19 protein-coding genes are annotated in these 16940 nt (G+C 57.5%); 5 read left to right on the top strand and 14 right to left on the bottom strand.

Features of this window, described 5'->3' with window-relative positions; translation table 11 throughout:
- Positions 1–6: 6 nt before the first annotated feature.
- The 12 genes from pal to BM079_RS00605 all read right to left on the bottom strand — a co-directional run bounded on the left by pal (position 7) and on the right by BM079_RS00605 (position 10126).
- Positions 7–525 carry a peptidoglycan-associated lipoprotein Pal gene (pal, locus tag BM079_RS00660; RefSeq protein WP_090129820.1) on the bottom strand — a complete coding sequence of 173 codons (519 nt, stop codon included), beginning with the start codon at positions 523–525 and terminating at the stop codon, positions 7–9.
- A 49-nt stretch (positions 526–574) separates the two neighbouring features.
- Complete coding sequence (gene tolB / locus BM079_RS00655) at positions 575–1870, bottom strand: Tol-Pal system beta propeller repeat protein TolB (RefSeq protein ID WP_090129818.1); 1296 nt, start codon at positions 1868–1870, stop codon at positions 575–577.
- A gap of 104 nt (positions 1871–1974) precedes the next feature.
- Positions 1975–3216 (bottom strand): cell envelope integrity protein TolA, encoded by a 1242-nt coding sequence (tolA, locus tag BM079_RS00650; protein ID WP_090129816.1) that lies wholly within the window; start codon positions 3214–3216, stop codon positions 1975–1977.
- A gap of 9 nt (positions 3217–3225) precedes the next feature.
- The gene (tolR, locus tag BM079_RS00645) at positions 3226–3663 is read right to left on the bottom strand and encodes a protein TolR (RefSeq protein ID WP_090129814.1); all 438 of its coding nucleotides are present in this window, start codon (positions 3661–3663) and stop codon (positions 3226–3228) included.
- 10 nt (positions 3664–3673) lie between these two features.
- Complete coding sequence (gene tolQ / locus BM079_RS00640; RefSeq protein WP_090129812.1) at positions 3674–4363, bottom strand: protein TolQ; 690 nt, start codon at positions 4361–4363, stop codon at positions 3674–3676.
- An 11-nt stretch (positions 4364–4374) separates the two neighbouring features.
- Positions 4375–4779, bottom strand: coding sequence for a tol-pal system-associated acyl-CoA thioesterase (ybgC, locus tag BM079_RS00635; protein WP_090129810.1), 405 nt, complete (start codon positions 4777–4779; stop codon positions 4375–4377).
- 5 nt (positions 4780–4784) lie between these two features.
- Positions 4785–5831, bottom strand: a complete 1047-nt coding sequence (gene ruvB / locus BM079_RS00630) for a Holliday junction branch migration DNA helicase RuvB (protein ID WP_090129808.1) — start codon at positions 5829–5831, stop codon at positions 4785–4787.
- Positions 5828–6466: a Holliday junction branch migration protein RuvA gene (gene ruvA, locus BM079_RS00625; RefSeq protein ID WP_090129806.1), complete on the bottom strand. Its 639-nt coding sequence runs from the start codon at positions 6464–6466 to the stop codon at positions 5828–5830. The genes ruvB and ruvA overlap by 4 nt, the downstream gene beginning before the upstream one ends.
- Before the next feature lie 77 nt (positions 6467–6543).
- A complete protein-coding gene (gene ruvC / locus BM079_RS00620) occupies positions 6544–7080 on the bottom strand; it encodes a crossover junction endodeoxyribonuclease RuvC (RefSeq protein ID WP_090129804.1) in 537 nt (178 codons plus the stop codon).
- A gap of 28 nt (positions 7081–7108) precedes the next feature.
- A complete protein-coding gene (locus BM079_RS00615) occupies positions 7109–7867 on the bottom strand; it encodes a YebC/PmpR family DNA-binding transcriptional regulator (RefSeq protein WP_090129802.1) in 759 nt (252 codons plus the stop codon).
- 138 nt (positions 7868–8005) lie between these two features.
- Positions 8006–9784, bottom strand: coding sequence for an aspartate--tRNA ligase (gene aspS / locus BM079_RS00610; protein ID WP_090129801.1), 1779 nt, complete (start codon positions 9782–9784; stop codon positions 8006–8008).
- A 99-nt stretch (positions 9785–9883) separates the two neighbouring features.
- Positions 9884–10126, bottom strand: a complete 243-nt coding sequence (locus tag BM079_RS00605; protein ID WP_090129798.1) for an FmdB family zinc ribbon protein — start codon at positions 10124–10126, stop codon at positions 9884–9886.
- A 200-nt stretch (positions 10127–10326) separates the two neighbouring features.
- Here BM079_RS00605 and BM079_RS00600 point away from each other — a divergent pair, with 200 nt between their 5' ends.
- The 5 genes from BM079_RS00600 to BM079_RS00580 all read left to right on the top strand — a co-directional run bounded on the left by BM079_RS00600 (position 10327) and on the right by BM079_RS00580 (position 15423).
- Positions 10327–11262 carry a D-2-hydroxyacid dehydrogenase gene (locus tag BM079_RS00600; RefSeq protein WP_090129796.1) on the top strand — a complete coding sequence of 312 codons (936 nt, stop codon included), beginning with the start codon at positions 10327–10329 and terminating at the stop codon, positions 11260–11262.
- A gap of 185 nt (positions 11263–11447) precedes the next feature.
- On the top strand, positions 11448–12047 hold the full coding sequence (locus BM079_RS00595) for an undecaprenyl-diphosphatase (RefSeq protein ID WP_090129794.1): 600 nt from the start codon (positions 11448–11450) through the stop codon (positions 12045–12047).
- Positions 12048–12239: 192 nt separating this feature from the next.
- Positions 12240–13196: a nucleoside hydrolase gene (locus tag BM079_RS00590; RefSeq protein ID WP_090129793.1), complete on the top strand. Its 957-nt coding sequence runs from the start codon at positions 12240–12242 to the stop codon at positions 13194–13196.
- A gap of 24 nt (positions 13197–13220) precedes the next feature.
- On the top strand, positions 13221–13991 hold the full coding sequence (otsB, locus tag BM079_RS00585) for a trehalose-phosphatase (protein ID WP_090129791.1): 771 nt from the start codon (positions 13221–13223) through the stop codon (positions 13989–13991).
- A 28-nt stretch (positions 13992–14019) separates the two neighbouring features.
- Positions 14020–15423: an alpha,alpha-trehalose-phosphate synthase (UDP-forming) gene (locus BM079_RS00580; protein ID WP_090130738.1), complete on the top strand. Its 1404-nt coding sequence runs from the start codon at positions 14020–14022 to the stop codon at positions 15421–15423.
- Between the two features lie 112 nt (positions 15424–15535).
- Here BM079_RS00580 and yccX read toward each other — a convergent pair whose 3' ends face one another.
- Complete coding sequence (gene yccX / locus BM079_RS00575) at positions 15536–15802, bottom strand: acylphosphatase (protein WP_090130737.1); 267 nt, start codon at positions 15800–15802, stop codon at positions 15536–15538.
- Between the two features lie 92 nt (positions 15803–15894).
- Complete coding sequence (locus BM079_RS00570) at positions 15895–16812, bottom strand: LysR substrate-binding domain-containing protein (protein WP_090129788.1); 918 nt, start codon at positions 16810–16812, stop codon at positions 15895–15897.
- Positions 16813–16940: the final 128 nt, after the last annotated feature.

Below are 16940 nucleotides of genomic sequence, written 5' to 3'. Positions count from 1 at the left end.
CCGGGATCAGTAGTCGATAACGACGCGACGATCCTGAGCATAGGCCTGTTCAGAGTTGCCGGACGCTGCCGGGCGCTCTTCGCCATAGCTGACAACTTCGATCTGTGAAGCAGGTACGCCCTGAATGGTCAGGTATTGACGTACGGCGTTGGCACGACGCTCGCCAAGGCCCAGGTTATATTCACGAGTACCACGCGGATCGGTGTGGCCTTCCAGTACGATATTGGTGCTGGAATTACGCTGCAGGTACTGAGCATGCTGGTTCAGCATGGATTCGTACTGCGGACGGATGCTGTCGCTGTCGAAATCGAAGTAGACGCGATTTTCACTCGGCATTTGTGCCTGCTGACCGGTGCCCTGACCGGAAGCACCAGAGCTGCTGCTCATGCCCTGAGTGGAAGAACCGCTGTTCATGCCGGCATTCTGCTGGTCGCCATCCTGTGTACCGCCGCCGCTGGAACAGCCAGCAACAACAGCCAGAGAGAGTGCGGCCGCCAGAGTCTTGGCGTAGGAAGAAAACTGCATGATGATCTCCTTGCTCTTATTAAAGAATGACGAAATTCATTCTAGTCGTTTAATTCAAAAACGGCGACCAGGAAGGTTCTCGAACTTCACCCCTTGGTGAAGGTATTACAAAAGAAGCTCTTCCATCGGCCGAAACAGCACCAAGCACACCACGTGCTCCCTGCTGAGTGGCATATACCACCATTGTACCATTGGGCGCAACTGCCGGCGCCTCATCATGATAAGTATTGGTTAATATTGTCACACGACCTGACGACAAATCCTGCTTTGCCACCTGAAAACCACGGTCTGTACGAGTGGTCATGAAGATGAATTTATTGTCGGGGCCATACAGGCCACCGGCATTGTAATTGCCGGTAAACGTCATGCGTTTTGCATTTCCACCGCTGGCATCCATCTGATAAAGCTGCGGCTGACCACTACGATCGGATGTAAACAGGATTGATCGACCGTCATGACTCCAGTCCGGCTCGGTATTAATAGAGCTGGAGTTGGTCAGGCGCGTCAGGGAGCGCGAAGCGACATCCATGACATAGATTTCCGGGTTGCCATCCTTTGAAAGCGACATGGCAAGCTTACGGCCATCCGGCGACCATGCTGGTGCGCCATTGATGCCCTTGAAGGATGTCAACTGGACGCGACGTCCGCTGGACAGCTGTTGAACATAGATGGAAGGTCGGCCTGATTCAAAGGAAACATAGGCCAGCTTTTGACCATCTGGCGACCAGGCCGGCGATAGAATGGGCTGATCGGACGATAGAATCTGTTGTGGCCGATGACCATCCTGATCAGCAACATACAGGGCATAACTGATATTGGGATCGACACCATTGGCGGTGACATAGGCAACACGCGTCTGGAAAGCGCCACGAATGCCGGTAATTTCTTCAAAGATCTGATCGGCAATATAGTGCGCACGAGAGCGCAGTTGATCCTCGCTTGAGGTCACGACTTCTCCGAGTTCGCGACGCTGTCCGGCCACGTCGTGCAGCTCATAGCTGATCTTGTAGCCGTTACCCGAGGATTCGACGCGTCCGACAACAAGATAGTTGGCCCTGACCCGGCGCCAATCACCATAATTGATGTTGTCTCCACTGGCGGGCCGGGAAATCAGATCCTGTGGCGCCAGCGGTGCAAATTGTCCACTGTGCTCGAGATCGTCGGCCACAATCTTGCCGATGTCCTCGGAAGGGCTGACACCTTCGCCACGAAAGGGCACCACCGCAATCGGGATTGCGTTGTCGTTACCACGGGTGATCTCGATGGTGAGATCCCCTGCTGCCTGTGCCATCAAGCTGGTCATCATGAGCATCATGAAACCGGCCAGTGCCATTAGTCTTTTCATCAGCACACCCTCGGGGTTTAACAATCCTTGATTTTAGCGACCTGCCATCAAGACAGGTACTCTATCGACCACATCCTTGCACTGCCTGGTTCAATCCCGTTTTTCTAGCGTACATCTTCGGGATTAAAGCGCAGATTAAAGCTTCTAAAGTTCTGCCGTGCTTCGGGGGGCAGTTTGCTCATTTCAGTAAATGGAGCTGCCCTTTCTACCGCCTGAACTGCGGAGCGATCAAACCCCGGATCACCGCTGCTGCTGGAAACATTGGCAGACAGAAGCTCTCCCGTCGGCAAAAGCTGTACCCTGACGATCGTGACCAGCCCCGGGGATGCATTGGGCGGACGTGACCAGCTCTGTTCGACGGCGCGGCGCACCAGATTCATGAATCCATTGGAGGCTTGCTGCGCCTGACGCGCATTGGCGATGGATTCTGCTTCGTTGGTGATTTCATCACCAAAGGCATTCTGGCTGGCCGCAGCTGCCGCTTCTGCTGCGCGCTTCCGGTCCGCTTCTGCTTTCTTTTTGGCGGCGGCTTCTGCCTCGGCTTTCTTTTTGGCTGCCGCCTCGGCTTCTGCCTTACGTTTAGCTTCGGCTTCTGCCTTACGTTTAGCTTCGGCTTCTGCCTTACGTTTGGCTTCGGCTTCTGCCTTACGTTTAGCTTCGGCTTCTGCCTTACGTTTGGCTTCGGCTTCTGCCTTCTGTTTGGCTTCGGCTTCTGCCTTCTGTTTGGCTTCGGCTTCTGCCTTCTGTTTGGCTTCGGCTTCTGCCTTCTGTTTGGCTTCGGCTTCTGCCTTCTGTTTGGCTTCGGCTTCTGCCTTGCGTTTGGCCTCGGCTTCTGCCTTCTGTTTGGCCTCGGCTTCTGCCTTCTGTTTGGCTTCGGCTTCTGCCTTCTGTTTGGCCTCGGATTCGGCTTTCTGCTTTGCTTCAGCGGCTTCTCGTGCCTGCTGCTCCTGAGCCTGCTGGGCAGCGACTTCCTTTGCCTGCTCGGCGCGACGCTGTGCAGCCTGCTGCGCTTCGCGAGCAGCCTGCTCTCTCTCCTGACGGGCCTGTTCGGCGGCATCGGCCTGCTGGCGCGCCGTCTCTTCAGCCGCGTCATCCTGCGTGGCTTCAGGCTCGGGCTGCTCACGGTCGGGTCCCTGCTGGGCTCGTGGCTGTGCCTCGGTAGCCTGCTGCGCCTGATCTGTAGCCGTTTCCATCGAAATCAGTTCGGCCTGCACAACGGCATTGGAGGTCTCAACGGGATCGCTCTGCGGCCAGCGAAAGGCCATCAGCCCGATAACCCCCACGTGCAGCAGGACCGCAAGCACGGTAGGCAATGCATAGCCTGCACGGCGATCGTGTCTGGCCATTGTCTCTCCCTACTGCTGGTCGCCGGGCGGTGGATCGGAAATCAGTCCCACATTGGGGACACCTGCATTTTGCAGCGTGCCCATCAGTGTGACGACCTGACCATAGGAGACGTTGCGATCGCCGCGCACCATGACGGGGGTACCAGGGTTGCGATTGAGCACCGCCATGACCTGACTGCTGATGTCATCGAGTGATTTGCTCTGCTGCTCATCGCCCAGGCTGATGTAATACTCGCCCTCACGATTGACCGTCACGACCAGTGGCTCGTTATCGCTTTGCACCGGCTCGGAACTGATCTGGGGCAGGTCGACATCGATTCCCTGATTGATGGTGGGCGCCGCAATAATAAAGATGACCAGCAGCACGAGCATGACGTCGATGAACGGTACAACGTTCATCTCGCTGGAGAGCTTTTTGCGCCGGTTGCGTCGATAGGATCCCTGCATGAAATGCTCCTCAGGTGTTCTCGCCAGCGCTGCGGTTTTGCAGATTACGATGCAGGAAGGCATGGAATTCTTCAGCGAAATTCTCCATGCGTACCATCAGCTTGTCAGCCTTGTGCGTCAGGCGGTTGTAGCCAATGTTGGCAGGAATTGCGGCAAAAAGGCCCATGGCCGTAGCGACCAGCGCCTCGGCAATGGCCGGAGCGATGGTACCCAGAGACACCTGTTGAGCACCGCCCAGCGCCTGAAAGGTACCCAGTATTCCCCAGACCGTACCAAAAAGACCGACATAGACGGCAGACGAGCTGATGATGGCCAGTACAGCCAGATGCGCTGTCAGACGCTCTTCCTCGCGCGAGACAGACACCCGCATGGAGCGCTCGACACCTTCAAGTACGGCGTTGTGACTGCGCGACTTGGGAAGCAGTCGATTGAACTCACGAAACCCTGCCCGAAAGATGTGGGCCGCGCCCTGCGGGTTATCGGAGGGCACTTCCCGGTACAGTTCATTGAGGTCCACGCCCGACCAGAAGTGGGATTCGAACTCGTCCAGTTCCCGAGCATCACGTTTGAGGGCAAAGGCGCGCTGAAAGATCAGCACCCATGACACGACAGAGGCTGCAAGCAGTATCAGCATGATCAGCTGAACAACCAGACCAGCGTGGAAAAACAGCGAAATGACCGACATGGAAGAATCGTTCACGAAAAACCCCTTCAGGCGTTCTGAGAATCAAGCGTCATGGCCGAAAGCAGATCTTCGGGCCAACGAGCCGGTTTGTAACCTGTTGCATCGATACAGGCAATATCGACCATGCCGCGAAAAAGAAGTTTTCCATGTCGCATGATCTGTTGTTCAAAGGCCACAGTGTACTGCCGCGGTGCGCCTGCCCGGGTTTCGACCGTCACGTAGTCATCCAGCCGCGCCGGGAGGCGATACTGGCACTCCAGGCGTCGAACGACCAGTGCAATGTTTCGCTCAAAAAGCGAATGCTGATCAAAACCCTTGTCACGCAGCCATTCGGTACGGCCGCGTTCAAGATAGTTGAGATAGTTGGCGTGATAGACGATGCCCCCGGCATCGGTATCCTCGATGTAGACGCGTAGATCAAGAGAGGTCATGACGCTCAGGGCTCCGCTGTCGCTGAGCCATCACCCTCATCCGGAATATCATCCGTGGGTGAAAGATCAAAGTGCAGATAGGCCAGCCGCGTCACCATACGACCGCGGGCCGTGCGCAGCATGAAACCCTGCTGAATCAGATAGGGTTCAAGGACATCTTCGATGGTGTCACGCTCCTCGCTGATGGCCGCCGCCAGACTCTCCACGCCGACCGGTCCGCCGCCAAACTTTTCGATCATGGCCAGAAGCAGTCGACGATCCATGTGATCAAGCCCATGACGGTCCACGTGGAGCATATTGAGCGCCTTGTCGGCAACCTCGGCAGTCAATCGGCCATCGCCACGAACCTGGGCAAAATCGCGGACACGTCGCAACAACCGATTAGCGATACGCGGAGTCCCCCTGGAGCGACGCGCCACCTCGATGGCACCGTCGTCATCGGCTTCAAACCCCATGAGACGGGCACTGCGATTCACGATGTGCGTCAGATCGGTAATGTTGTAAAACTCGAGACGCTGCACGATGCCGAAACGATCGCGCAGTGGCGCCGTCAAAAGCCCGGCTCTGGTTGTTGCGCCCACCAGAGTGAATCTGGGCAGATCCAGCTTGATGGAGCGTGCCGCTGGCCCTTCGCCGATCATGATGTCGAGCTGAAAGTCCTCCATCGCTGGATAGAGCACTTCTTCAACCGCAGAAGAGAGACGATGAATCTCGTCAATAAAGAGAACATCGCCCGGCTGAAGATTGGTCAGCATGGCAGCAAGATCACCGGCCTTTTCGAGCACGGGTCCGGAGGTAGACTTGATGTCAACGCCCATTTCGCTGGCGATAATGTGCGCCAGCGTGGTCTTGCCAAGCCCTGGAGGGCCAAAGATCAGCGTGTGATCAAGGCTGTCCTCGCGCTGGCGAGCAGCCGTGATGAAGATATCGAGCTGTTCACGCACCGCTGCCTGCCCGATATAGTCATCGAGCATGCGCGGACGAATCGCATGATCCACCCGTTCTTCTTCAGGGCGTTCGGCGCCGGCAATAAGCCGATCAGTTTCTATCATGATGCCCTGCCTTTCCCGCTGCGCGTTTCACTGCCGACGAGTCGGTCGGAAAGCGCCATCTTGATCAATGCTTCGGTCGAAAGCGTTGTGTCCAGCCCCGACAGCATTCGGGTGGCTTCGGTCGGTTTGTATCCAAGCGCGATTAATGCCGCCTCGGCGTCGGCGTGATTGTCGCTCTCCAGTGGCAGCTCGGCCTCTTCAACGCCCTGCTCCAGCTGTTCGAATTCGGGCCAGTGCCTGAAGCGATCCCGCATTTCGATGATCAGGCGCTCGGCGGTCTTCTTGCCCACGCCCGGCAGGCGAGTCAGCGTTTTGGTGTCATCTTCCATCACGCTTTTCATGAACTGCTGTCGCTCCATGCCGGAGAGAATGGCCAGTGCCAGGCGAGGCCCAACGCCCGAGATCCGAATCAGCTCACGAAAAAGACGACGCTCGGCCTCATCAATGAAGCCATACAGCAGATGGGCATCCTCACGAACGCTCAGGTGCGTATAAAGCCGAACCGTTTCGCCCGGCGCCGGTAGCGCCAGGAGTGTGTTCATGGACGCTTCAAGCTCATAGCCCACGCCATGAACGTCGATCACGATCAGGGGCGGTTTCTTTTCAAGCAGTTGACCGTGCAGGCGACCTATCATGCGTTGTATATCCAGGCAGAAACAATAAACGAAAAAAAGTACATGGCTCTTGAACACACCACTATCCAGAGACCGTATCAGGGCCGATAGTGGCGCCAGCTTGACGAGCGCTGTCCTGTGGAGCGTGATCGCGACGGCAGGCTCAGCCCGCCACGACAGGCAAAAAAATGGGTCAGCGCGATGGCCAGAGCGTCTGCAGCATCTTCCTGGGGCAGCCCTGACAGCCTGAGCGTTGACTGTACCATATGCTGTACCTGCGTCTTGTCTGCCCCGCCATTACCCGTCACCACCTGCTTGATACGTCGGGCGGCATACTCGTGAACGTCCAGTCCGTGATTGGCAGCGCAGACAATGGCGGTACCGCGCGCCTGCCCCAGTTTCAGGGCAGAATCGGCATTCTTGGACAGAAACACCTGTTCGATGGCCATCTCGGCAGGCGCATGTTGAGCGATGACTTCTGCTACGCCGGCATAGACCTGAGCCAGTTTCTGGGCAAGCGTTGCGGCCTCGATTCTGATACAGCCGCTGGCAACATAGCGCGGCGTGGGCGTGGAGATGTCGATAACACCAAAGCCGGTGCGCCGTGAACCCGGGTCAATACCCAGCAGCATCATTGGAACATGTCCGTCATTGCATCCGGCATCATGATGCTTCCTCGAGAGCCTCCAGCACATGAGACTCAAAATCGACGTTGGAATAGACGTTTTGGACGTCATCCAGATCCTCGAGCCGATCGAACAGCGCCACTACTCGTCGGGCAGTCTCGACATCATCAATGCTTGAGTAGCTGTCCGGGAACATGCCCACTTCGCCACGTGTTACCTCGATGTCGGCCTGGTCGAGGGCATCGCGAACCGGGCCAAACTCATCGGGGGTAGTGACCACCTCGAGCGTACCATCCTCCCGGGGCTGAACATCCTCTGCACCGGCCTCCATGGTGGCCTCGATCACGCGCTCTTCTTGCACGCCAGGCGCCAGAGCGATTCGCCCCTGCTTATGGAAGAGAAAGGCGACCGAGCCGCTCGTACCAAGGTTGCCGCCATGCTTGTTGAAGGCAGCGCGTACTTCGGAAACGGTGCGATTGCGGTTGTCGCTCATGCACTCCACCAGAATGGCTACACCATCGGGGCCATAGCCCTCATACACCAGCTCTTCCATGGCATCGCTGTCGCTGTGACCAACGCCGCGGGCAATGGCGCGCTCGACGGTATCGCGCGTCATATTGCTGGACAGCGCCTTGTCGATCGCAGCCCGTAGACGCGGATTATCCTCGGGCACACTGCCGCCCTGGCGTGCTGCCACGGTCAGCTCGCGAATCAGACGCGTAAAAATTTTGCCCTTTTTCGCGTCCTGAGCCGCCTTTCGATGTCTGATGTTGGCCCATTTACTGTGTCCGGCCATAGCGCATCTCCTTACCCGCCTGCCATTGCCGATGCAATGACGTCATACAAAAATACGGGTGTGCAAGGCACACCCGTATTAACTCTAACACTCCAGAAAGGCGACGACAGAAACGGTTCGTTTCCGTTCGCCTGCCAATCAGGCCGTTGTGTTATCGGACGCTTTCTGACGCAGGCGGATGTGCAGCTCCTTGAGCTGTTCGTTGCTGACCGTACCCGGCGCATCGGTCATCAGACAGGCCGCACTCTGCGTCTTGGGGAAGGCGATCACATCACGAATGGTACGTCCGCCGGTCATGAGCATGACCAGGCGGTCGAGCCCGAAGGCCAGTCCACCATGCGGTGGTGCGCCATGAGCCAGACCGTCAAGCAAAAAGCCAAACTTCTCGCGGGCTTCCTCATCACTGATACCCAGCGCTTCAAAGACCTGACGCTGCATCTGCTGGTCGTGGATACGAATCGAACCACCGCCCAGCTCGGTGCCGTTGAGCACCATGTCATAGGCACGGGAAAGCGCATTTTCCGGATTCTGCTTGAGCGCTTCCGGATCACAGGCCGGTGCCGTGAACGGATGGTGCAGCGCCGCCAGACGACCATTGTCATCACGCTCGAACATGGGGAAATCAACCACCCACAGCGGCGCCCAGGCCCGGGTATAGAGATCAAGATCGCCGCCCAGTTTAACGCGCAGTGCTCCCAGTGCTTCGTTCACGACCTTCGCGCGGTCGGCACCAAAGAAGAGGATATCGCCATCTTCAGCCCCGGCACGGTCCAGTAGCGTTTCGATCACGCCTTCCATGAACTTGACGATGGGGGACTGGAGCCCCTCGATGCCCTTCGAACGATCGTTGACCTTGATCCAGGCCAGTCCGCGAGCGCCATAGATACCGACGAAGCTGGTGTACTCGTCGATTTCCTTGCGCGAGAGCTTCGCGCCACCCGGCACCCTGAGTACGGCAACGCGACCATCGTCGGCATTGGCCGGGCCCGAGAAAACCTTGAAATCAACATCCTTCATCAGGTCATCGACATCCACGAATTCCAGCGGGATACGCAGATCCGGCTTGTCGGAACCGTAGCGACGCATGGCGTCATGCCAGGTCATGCGCGGGAACTGCGGCAGCGATACATCAAGGACTTCTGTAAAGAGACGACGAATCATCTCTTCGGTGATGCCCATGACATCGTTTTCCTCGACGAAGGAAGCCTCGATATCGATCTGGGTGAACTCCGGCTGGCGATCGGCACGGAGATCCTCGTCACGGAAGCACTTGGCGATCTGATAATAGCGATCAAATCCGGCCACCATCAGCAGCTGCTTGAAAAGCTGAGGAGACTGGGGCAGTGCAAAGAACTCGCCGGAATGCGTACGGCTGGGTACGAGATAATCACGCGCCCCTTCAGGCGTGGCACGGGTCAGAATGGGCGTTTCGATATCCAGAAAACCGTTGTCTTCCAGATAAGCGCGAACGCTGTGCGTAATGCGCGAGCGCAATCGCAGACGATCAATCATCTCCGGGCGGCGCAGATCAATGTAGCGATGCTTGAGACGGACATCCTCGCCGACCTTGCCGTGCTCATCGAGCTGGAAAGGCGGTGTCACGGCGGTGTTGAGCACCTCGACCTGTGTGGCCAGTACTTCAATCAGACCGGTCGGCATATTGGCGTTCTGGGTGCCTTCCGGACGCATGCGAATACGACCGGTAATACGCAGTACATACTCGCTGCGGGCACGGTCGGCACTGGCAAAGGCATCCGGCGTATCCGGATCAACCACTACCTGTGCAACGCCTTCACGATCACGCATGTCGAGGAAAATCACCCCACCATGATCGCGGCGGCGGTGAACCCAACCGCAGAGTGTGACTTCCTGATCGACAAGGCTTTCGTTTAGCTGGCCGCAATAATGACTGCGCATCTTTAATCCTGTGTTGTAACGCTTGATGTAATACCTGAGCTGTTTTAATGCCGGATATCAAAAGGACTTCCCGGCACGGGGCGATCCCCCAGGGCCACGTCAACTGTCGGACGCGCCGCCCTTGTCTGACTTGCTGTCACCGGCAAGATTACGACGACCAGAGCTCTTGAAGTCGGTCTCGTACCAGCCGCCTCCCGAAAGCCTGAACCCTGCTGCCGAGATCAGACGCTCGAGTCCGTTCTCATGACAGGCCGGACATTCCACCAGAGGCGCCGCACTGATCTTTTGAATCTTCTCAAGGCGCGTACCGCAGGCCCGACACTCATATTCATAAATCGGCATGGTCTTTCATACCCGATATTTGATGTTACTGCAGGCGCCTTCAGGCAACCTGCTCCTGCCGGGAAACAATGGCCATCGGATGGCAGACATGATTCCCGATGTCTTGTTGACGCATCACCCCGGTGACACGACGATATGGCTTCATACAAGCTGCGCATTATAGCGCGGCAGGCAGCATGATGGGCAAGGAGTGCACAGCCATGAAAGCAGTAATTCTTGACAGCGATACACTGGGAAGTGATATCGACCTTTCGTCCATTTCCGGTCTGGTCGACCAGCTTGAGCGCTGGGGGACGACGCAGCATGATGACGTGGCCGAGCGCCTTGAAGGGGCCACCATTGCCATTACCAACAAGGTCGTCATTGACGGTGCCATCATGGCCGCACTGCCCGAGCTTGAAATGATTGCGGTCACGGCGACCGGGGCCAATAACATCGATATGCAGAGTGCCCGTGCACGCGGCATCACCGTAGCGAATGTCTCCGCCTATGGCACACAAAGCGTGGCCCAGCATACGCTGATGATGATGCTGACCCTGGCCAATCGACTTCCGCTTTATCAGCACGACGTCGCCAGCCATCAATGGGAAAAAGCGCCCTTTTTCTGCCTGCAGGCACATCCCACCATGCAGCTGTCCGGCAAGCATCTGGTCATCGCAGGCAGCGGTGAGCTGGGCAGTGCTGTCGCCGAACTGGCTCGAGCTTTTGGCATGCAGGTGAGCTTTTGTGCCCGAGCAGGGGCCAGCGACGATACGCGCCCGAGCCTTGCCTCACTGCTACCGCAGGCAGATGTCATCTCGATGCACTGCCCCCTGACGTCTGATACTCATCACCTTATCGATCATGATGCCCTGTCGCTGATGCAACCTCACGCGCTTCTGATCAACTGTGGGCGTGGCAGCCTGATCGACGAGCACGCTGCTCTTGAGGCACTGAAGGCCCAGCGTCTGGGCGGACTGGGGGTTGATGTCCTGCCGGAGGAGCCTCCGCGCAAGGGGCATGAGCTGATCGACGCCTTGAGTTCCGGCACGCTGAACCTGATTGTGACGCCGCATAGTGCCTGGATATCGCCCGAGGCACGACAGAACATCGTGGAACTGACAGCAAATAATATTCGCAACTTTCTGAAAAACTAAAAATTTTAGATCTGGCAGTTTTTACAGTAAAGATAACGGTATAAAATAAAATTACGTCACGTTACGCGATGACTGAGAAAATAAACGTCGATGTCATGTCGTACTCTGCATAATCCTTTGGTCTAAAAGGGCCTGATACTGGCAGATACAGGCTCTTCATTTATCTGCAGGTATGTGACAAGCGCATGGAAGCACTCAATCAACACCTTTTTCTGATCATGAATGCCCCGCCGCAGAGCAACCCTCTGGTGGTCTGGTTTGCCATCGTCATGGCGCAATATGCCATCTTCTGCGTGCCTCTGGTCATGATTGCGGGCTGGCTCAGCAAGGATGAGCATCACCACAAGATGATGCTGACCGCTCTGCTGGCTACCGCAGGCGCTCTGCTGATCAACAATCTGATCGGTTCATTGCTCTGGTATCATCCGCGGCCCTTCATGATGCCGCTGGGCCATACGCTGATTTCGCACGCACCGACCCCTTCTTTCCCAAGCAACCACATGACGATCATCTCGACCGTTGCCTTCAGCTTTCTCCTGCGTCCAACACTGCGAAAAATCGGGCTGGTGATGGCCATTCTTGCCTGCCCCGTCGCGTGGTCGCGCATTTATCTGGGCGTTCATTTTCCGCTGGACATGCTGGGCGCGGTCATTGTTGCCGGTCTGGCCTCGATCATGATGCTCTGGCTGCAGCCGCTGTATATCGAAAGACTCTATGGATTGACCCGCGGCCTGTATCGCATCGTGTTTGCGCCCTTGATCGCACGCGGCCTGCTGCATCGCTGATATTTCAGGATCTCTGCCGTACAAGGCCCGCCCCAGGCGGGCTTTTTGCGTTACCGGTTTTACACACGAGTGCCGGCTACGCATGAACATGACACTTATGTCAGACTTGCATTACATTATTTTCAGCGACTTAAAGAAATGACACCGCTGATAACGCGTTCATTTTCCTGAGCTACAAATCTGGAGACGCTCATGACACATACCATCATCTTTGATACAGACCCCGGCGTGGATGATGCGCAGGCCATCGCCCTGATCATGGCTCACCCCGACATTGAGGTGCTGGGTCTGACCACCACCTTCGGCAATGTCCGTGTCGAGACCGCAACCCGCAACGCCCTGCTGCTGACAGAGCTGGCCGGTCAGAACATTCCTGTCGCTCAGGGTGCCGATTACCCGCTGGTCAAAACGCCCTATCCGGTACCAGCGCATATTCACGGTGCCGATGGACTGGGTAACCAGACACTCCACACGCCTGCCGGCAAGGCGCATGAGCTCAGCGCTGCCCAGTTCATCGTCGAAAAGACACGCGAGCGGCCGGGTGAAATCACGCTGGTGGCCGTCGGGCCGCTGGGCAATCTGGCCATGGCCATTGCACTTGATCCGGACGTCGTCAACCGCGTCAAACAGGTGGTCATCATGGGCGGCTCGGCAGCGCGTGGTGGCAATGTAACGCCGCTGGCCGAAGCCAATATCTTCTCGGATCCGCACGCCGCCAAACGCGTACTGACGGCGGGATGGCCGCTGGTGATGGTCGGTCTTGATGTCACGCTGGAGACGGTCATTACCCCGGACAGCATGGCGCGAATCGCAGAAGGCCAGGGCGCACTGGGCAAAGTGCTGTCGCAGAGCTATGACTTCTATGCAGACTTCTATCGCAGTGCCATCGGTCTTGACGGCTGCTGTCCGCACGACAGCTGCGCCGTGGCGTGGCTGGTCCATCCCGAGCTTTTCGAGACCGTTACCGGTCATCTGGATGTCGTGACAGAAGGTACTGCCGAAGGTCAGACCATCTTTGCGCCGGCAGAGCGTGAGTTTGTCAGCGACCGCTGGTCACGGACACCGAAGGTTCAGGTCTGCATGAAAGTGGATGGCAAGGCCGTTTCAAGCTGGATCGAGCAGACACTGATCTCATCACCCAGCGCCTGATCGTCACGCCATGACAGGGAGGTAATGGTGAAATCGATAGCCAATGAAGATACGCCCGCGCTGCCCCGACAGGATCGATCGTGGGCGCTCTTTCTGGACCTGGATGGCACGCTGGTCGAGCTGGTGGACCACCCTGACCACATTGTGGTGGATGATGCGCTCAAAACGCGCCTCCAGACCCTCACCACTCTGCTTGACGGAGCGGTGGCGGTCATCAGCGGGCGCGCCATTGATGATCTGGATCGGCATCTGACGCTGCCAACGCTTGCCATGTCTGGCCAGCACGGTGCCGAGTGGCGTGACAGTCAGGGAGAGCGCCACATCGCAGAGCATCACCAGAAAGCGCTTGAAGCGGTCCGCCAGCGCGTCAACGAGCAGGTCCGTCGTGATGAAGCGCTCTATCTGGAAGACAAGGGCGCCAGCCTTGCCCTGCATTATCGCCACCACCCCGAGGCAGGTGACATACTCAAGTCTGAATTGAGTGCCCTGATCGAGGAGTATCCCGACGCTCTGGAGCTTCATCAGGGCAAACTGGTATTCGAGATCAAGGGCTGTGGCTATGACAAGGGCACGGCTCTTGAACGCTTTCTGACCGTGCCTCCGTTTTCGCAGCGCTGCCCGGTATTTATCGGCGACGATCGCACCGATGAAGACGGCTTTCGCACTGTCAATGCCCATCAGGGCATGGCGATCAAGGTCGGTACGGGCGACACCATTGCCGGCAGCCGGTTGAAGAATCCTGACGCCGTACACGAGTGGCTCGATCAGTGGATTGACCGGCTGCAACACTCATGAAGGCATCACAGATTTCACGGAGGAAACCTTGAAGCAATTGATCGTAGTGTCCAATCGCGTCCCTTCACCCGACAAGGACAGTGGCAGTCAGGGTGGACTGGCGGTAGGTGTCATGAATGCCCTGAGCCGCACGCGCGGGCTCTGGATGGGCTGGAACGGCCAGTTGGTGGACGATGCAGAACAGCATGCGCCTGAAAGCTATGAAAACGAGGGGGTGCAGTTTGCGACCTTCCCGCTGACAGAGCAGGAGCACGAGCTTTTCTACGTCGGCTATTCCAACGAGGTACTCTGGCCTCTTTTCCACTACCGCTCGGACATGGTCGAGTATTCGCGTGAAAAGGATGCCGGCTATCAGTACGTCAACGAGCGGTTCGCCCGTCAGGTCGCCGGTCAAATCCCCGAGGACGGTGACGCCACCATCTGGGTCCATGACTACCAGCTGCTTTCGACCGGTCATTATCTGCGCACGATGAACGTGGAGAACCCGATCGGCTTTTTCCTTCACATTCCCGTGCCGCCGTGGGAAGTGTTTCGCATCCTGCCGCATCATGAGCGCATGATCGAGCATCTGTGCGCCTATGACACCATCGGCTTTCAGACCGCTACCGACCTCAGGCATTTCCTCGAGAATGTCGAGCGCAGTGGCGTGGCCATCGTGGAAGGCAATACCGTCATTTATGACCATCGCCGCATCAATACCGGCGTCTTCCCCATCTCGATCGATGTGGATACCGCCCGCGAGATGGCCGAAAAAGGGGAACAGTCCTCTCGCAGCAAGCGGCTGAAGGATTCCCTGCAGGGCGGCCCGCTGATCATCGGGGTGGATCGTCTCGACTACAGCAAGGGGCTCTACAAGCGCTTTCAGGCCTTCGAGCAGCTACTGGAAAATACCCATACACGCTATGGCAACGTGACCTATCTGCAGATCGCTCCGCTGTCGAGAACCGGGGTGGAGCGCTATGCCAGCCTGCGTCGCGAGCTGGAGCGCGTCGCTGGGCACGTCAACGGTCGCTTTTCGACCTATGACTGGATGCCCCTGCGCTATCTCAACACCGGCTACGACCGTGAAACCCTGATGGGCTTCATGCGCCAGAGCCGTGTCGGGCTGGTCACGCCACTACGGGACGGCATGAACCTGGTCGCCAAGGAGTACGTGGCCGCTCAGGACCCCGAGGATCCGGGTGTTCTGCTGCTGTCCAACATGGCAGGTGCGGCCGAAGAGCTTGATGGCGCCATGCTGTGCAACCCCTTCGATGTCGAAGAAATGGCTGACATGCTGGATGCAGCCCTTTCCATGTCGCTGGAAGAGCGCAAGGAGCGCTGGCAGCGTCTGCATCGAGTGATCAGCACCAATGACATTCATCGCTGGGGAGAAAGCTTCGTGACCGCACTGGATCAGTCTGCGGCTGCGCGCCATGCTGACGGTCAGTAGCCACACGACTCATGTAGATACATGACATATGTGAGCATCAAAAACGCCATGCCGACAGGGCATGGCGTTTTTTATTCCGGCGAGTCGGGTTTCATGTCAGCGGACCTGGAAGTCAGCGGACCTGAAAATCAGACCACGACTGCGGTGCTATCGCCTCGCTCGCCACGTGATCGACCCGACTGGCAGGCGGCCCCGTCTTGAGCCATTCGACCAGGGCAATTACCTGCTCGTCACTGCCCGCGACGCCAACTTCCACGCTGCCATCATCACGGTTTCGCGCGTATCCCACGACGCCCAGTTCACGAGCACGCTGCACCGTGGCCTGACGAAACCCTACGCCCTGTACGTGACCAGTGATTCGCGCCTGCATGTATCGCATGGTGGTCTCCCTGCTGCAGATGTTGCCATAGAGCCTGGCACAGCCACGCGAGGGTGCGACACGCGACAACCAGGAAAACCATCTCCTGAAAGCTACATTTTCAAAAAATCGCGCGGTAGTTTCTGCAGCTGATGCCAGAGCCGCTCGACATCGGGCTTGTGGACCAACGAGCAGCGATAGAGCCGAATATCCAGCGGTATGTTCCATTTCTCGTCTCCGGCGCGCACCAGCCGTCCGGACGCCAGCTCCTCATGGATGCAGAAATCCGGAATCCACGCCATGCCCACCCCCTGCAACGCCATGCCCTTGAGCCCTTCCGCCATGGCCGTTTCATAAATGGTACGCAGCCGCAGTCGCAGCGGATCATTTTTCAAAAGCATGCGAACGCTGCGCCCCAGAAAAGCGCCCTGGGTATAGGCCAGATGCGGAATATTCTCGCCGGCTTCTAGGTCAAACAGCGGCTTGCCGTGATCATCCGGCACACAGACCGGCAGCATGCAGACCTGACCAATGGAAAAGGACGGAAAGACTTCGCTGTCCAGCTGCATGGTGGCGTAGGGGTCATGATAGGCCAGCATCAGGTCACAGTTGCCATCGCGCAGGACATGGATGGCATCTCCCACATTCATGGCAATGAGCCGCGTTGGCAGCTCCCCGACCCCCTTCTGCAATCGGGAAATCCAGCGCGGGAAAAAAGCCAGCGCCAGCGAATGCGCCGCCGCGATATCCAGCGCCTCATCGGCAATGTTCAGGCCACGAAGATGACTGATGCTCTCGTTGAGCTGCTCCACCAGACTGCGCGCCGTTACCAGAAAGAGCTGGCCTTCCGAGGTCAGGCTGACAGGCGTAGTAGAGCGGTCGACCAGCATGACACCGGTGGCCTGTTCCAGCGCGCGAATGCGTCGACTAAAGGCAGGCTGAGTGACGTGTCGACGACGAGCGGCGGCAGAAAAGCTGCGGGTAGCGTTCAACGCTACAAAGTCTTCCAGCCATTTGGTTTCCAGATTCAACGCGTCGCCCCTGCCCTGTTGTCCGCCTGATTCCATAAAGCACGAGGCCGCGATTCTAACCGCCCCGGGCCGTCAGGTGATAGGCTGCTTATCTGGAAAAGAATCACTATACCCAATCACAATAGAGA

Source organism: Kushneria avicenniae (genome assembly GCF_900112585.1).
GTDB lineage: Bacteria > Pseudomonadota > Gammaproteobacteria > Pseudomonadales > Halomonadaceae > Kushneria > Kushneria avicenniae.
This window is presented reverse-complemented; position numbering and strand designations above follow the sequence as displayed.

What these genes read in the sequence shown, in the direction of transcription:
- pal (WP_090129820.1), bottom strand. Translation starts at nt 525, where the DNA reads ATGCAGTTTTCTTCCTACGCCAAGACTCTGGCGGCCGCACTCTCTCTG.
- tolB (WP_090129818.1), bottom strand. Translation starts at nt 1,870, where the DNA reads ATGAAAAGACTAATGGCACTGGCCGGTTTCATGATGCTCATGATGACC.
- tolA (WP_090129816.1), bottom strand. Translation starts at nt 3,216, where the DNA reads ATGGCCAGACACGATCGCCGTGCAGGCTATGCATTGCCTACCGTGCTT.
- tolR (WP_090129814.1), bottom strand. Translation starts at nt 3,663, where the DNA reads ATGCAGGGATCCTATCGACGCAACCGGCGCAAAAAGCTCTCCAGCGAG.
- ybgC (WP_090129810.1), bottom strand. Translation starts at nt 4,779, where the DNA reads ATGACCTCTCTTGATCTACGCGTCTACATCGAGGATACCGATGCCGGG.
- ruvB (WP_090129808.1), bottom strand. Translation starts at nt 5,831, where the DNA reads ATGATAGAAACTGATCGGCTTATTGCCGGCGCCGAACGCCCTGAAGAA.
- ruvA (WP_090129806.1), bottom strand. Translation starts at nt 6,466, where the DNA reads ATGATAGGTCGCCTGCACGGTCAACTGCTTGAAAAGAAACCGCCCCTG.
- ruvC (WP_090129804.1), bottom strand. Translation starts at nt 7,080, where the DNA reads ATGATGCTGCTGGGTATTGACCCGGGTTCACGGCGCACCGGCTTTGGT.
- BM079_RS00615 (WP_090129802.1), bottom strand. Translation starts at nt 7,867, where the DNA reads ATGGCCGGACACAGTAAATGGGCCAACATCAGACATCGAAAGGCGGCT.
- aspS (WP_090129801.1), bottom strand. Translation starts at nt 9,784, where the DNA reads ATGCGCAGTCATTATTGCGGCCAGCTAAACGAAAGCCTTGTCGATCAG.
- BM079_RS00605 (WP_090129798.1), bottom strand. Translation starts at nt 10,126, where the DNA reads ATGCCGATTTATGAATATGAGTGTCGGGCCTGCGGTACGCGCCTTGAG.
- BM079_RS00600 (WP_090129796.1), top strand. Translation starts at nt 10,327, where the DNA reads ATGAAAGCAGTAATTCTTGACAGCGATACACTGGGAAGTGATATCGAC.
- BM079_RS00595 (WP_090129794.1), top strand. Translation starts at nt 11,448, where the DNA reads ATGGAAGCACTCAATCAACACCTTTTTCTGATCATGAATGCCCCGCCG.
- BM079_RS00590 (WP_090129793.1), top strand. Translation starts at nt 12,240, where the DNA reads ATGACACATACCATCATCTTTGATACAGACCCCGGCGTGGATGATGCG.
- otsB (WP_090129791.1), top strand. Translation starts at nt 13,221, where the DNA reads ATGGTGAAATCGATAGCCAATGAAGATACGCCCGCGCTGCCCCGACAG.
- yccX (WP_090130737.1), bottom strand. Translation starts at nt 15,802, where the DNA reads ATGCGATACATGCAGGCGCGAATCACTGGTCACGTACAGGGCGTAGGG.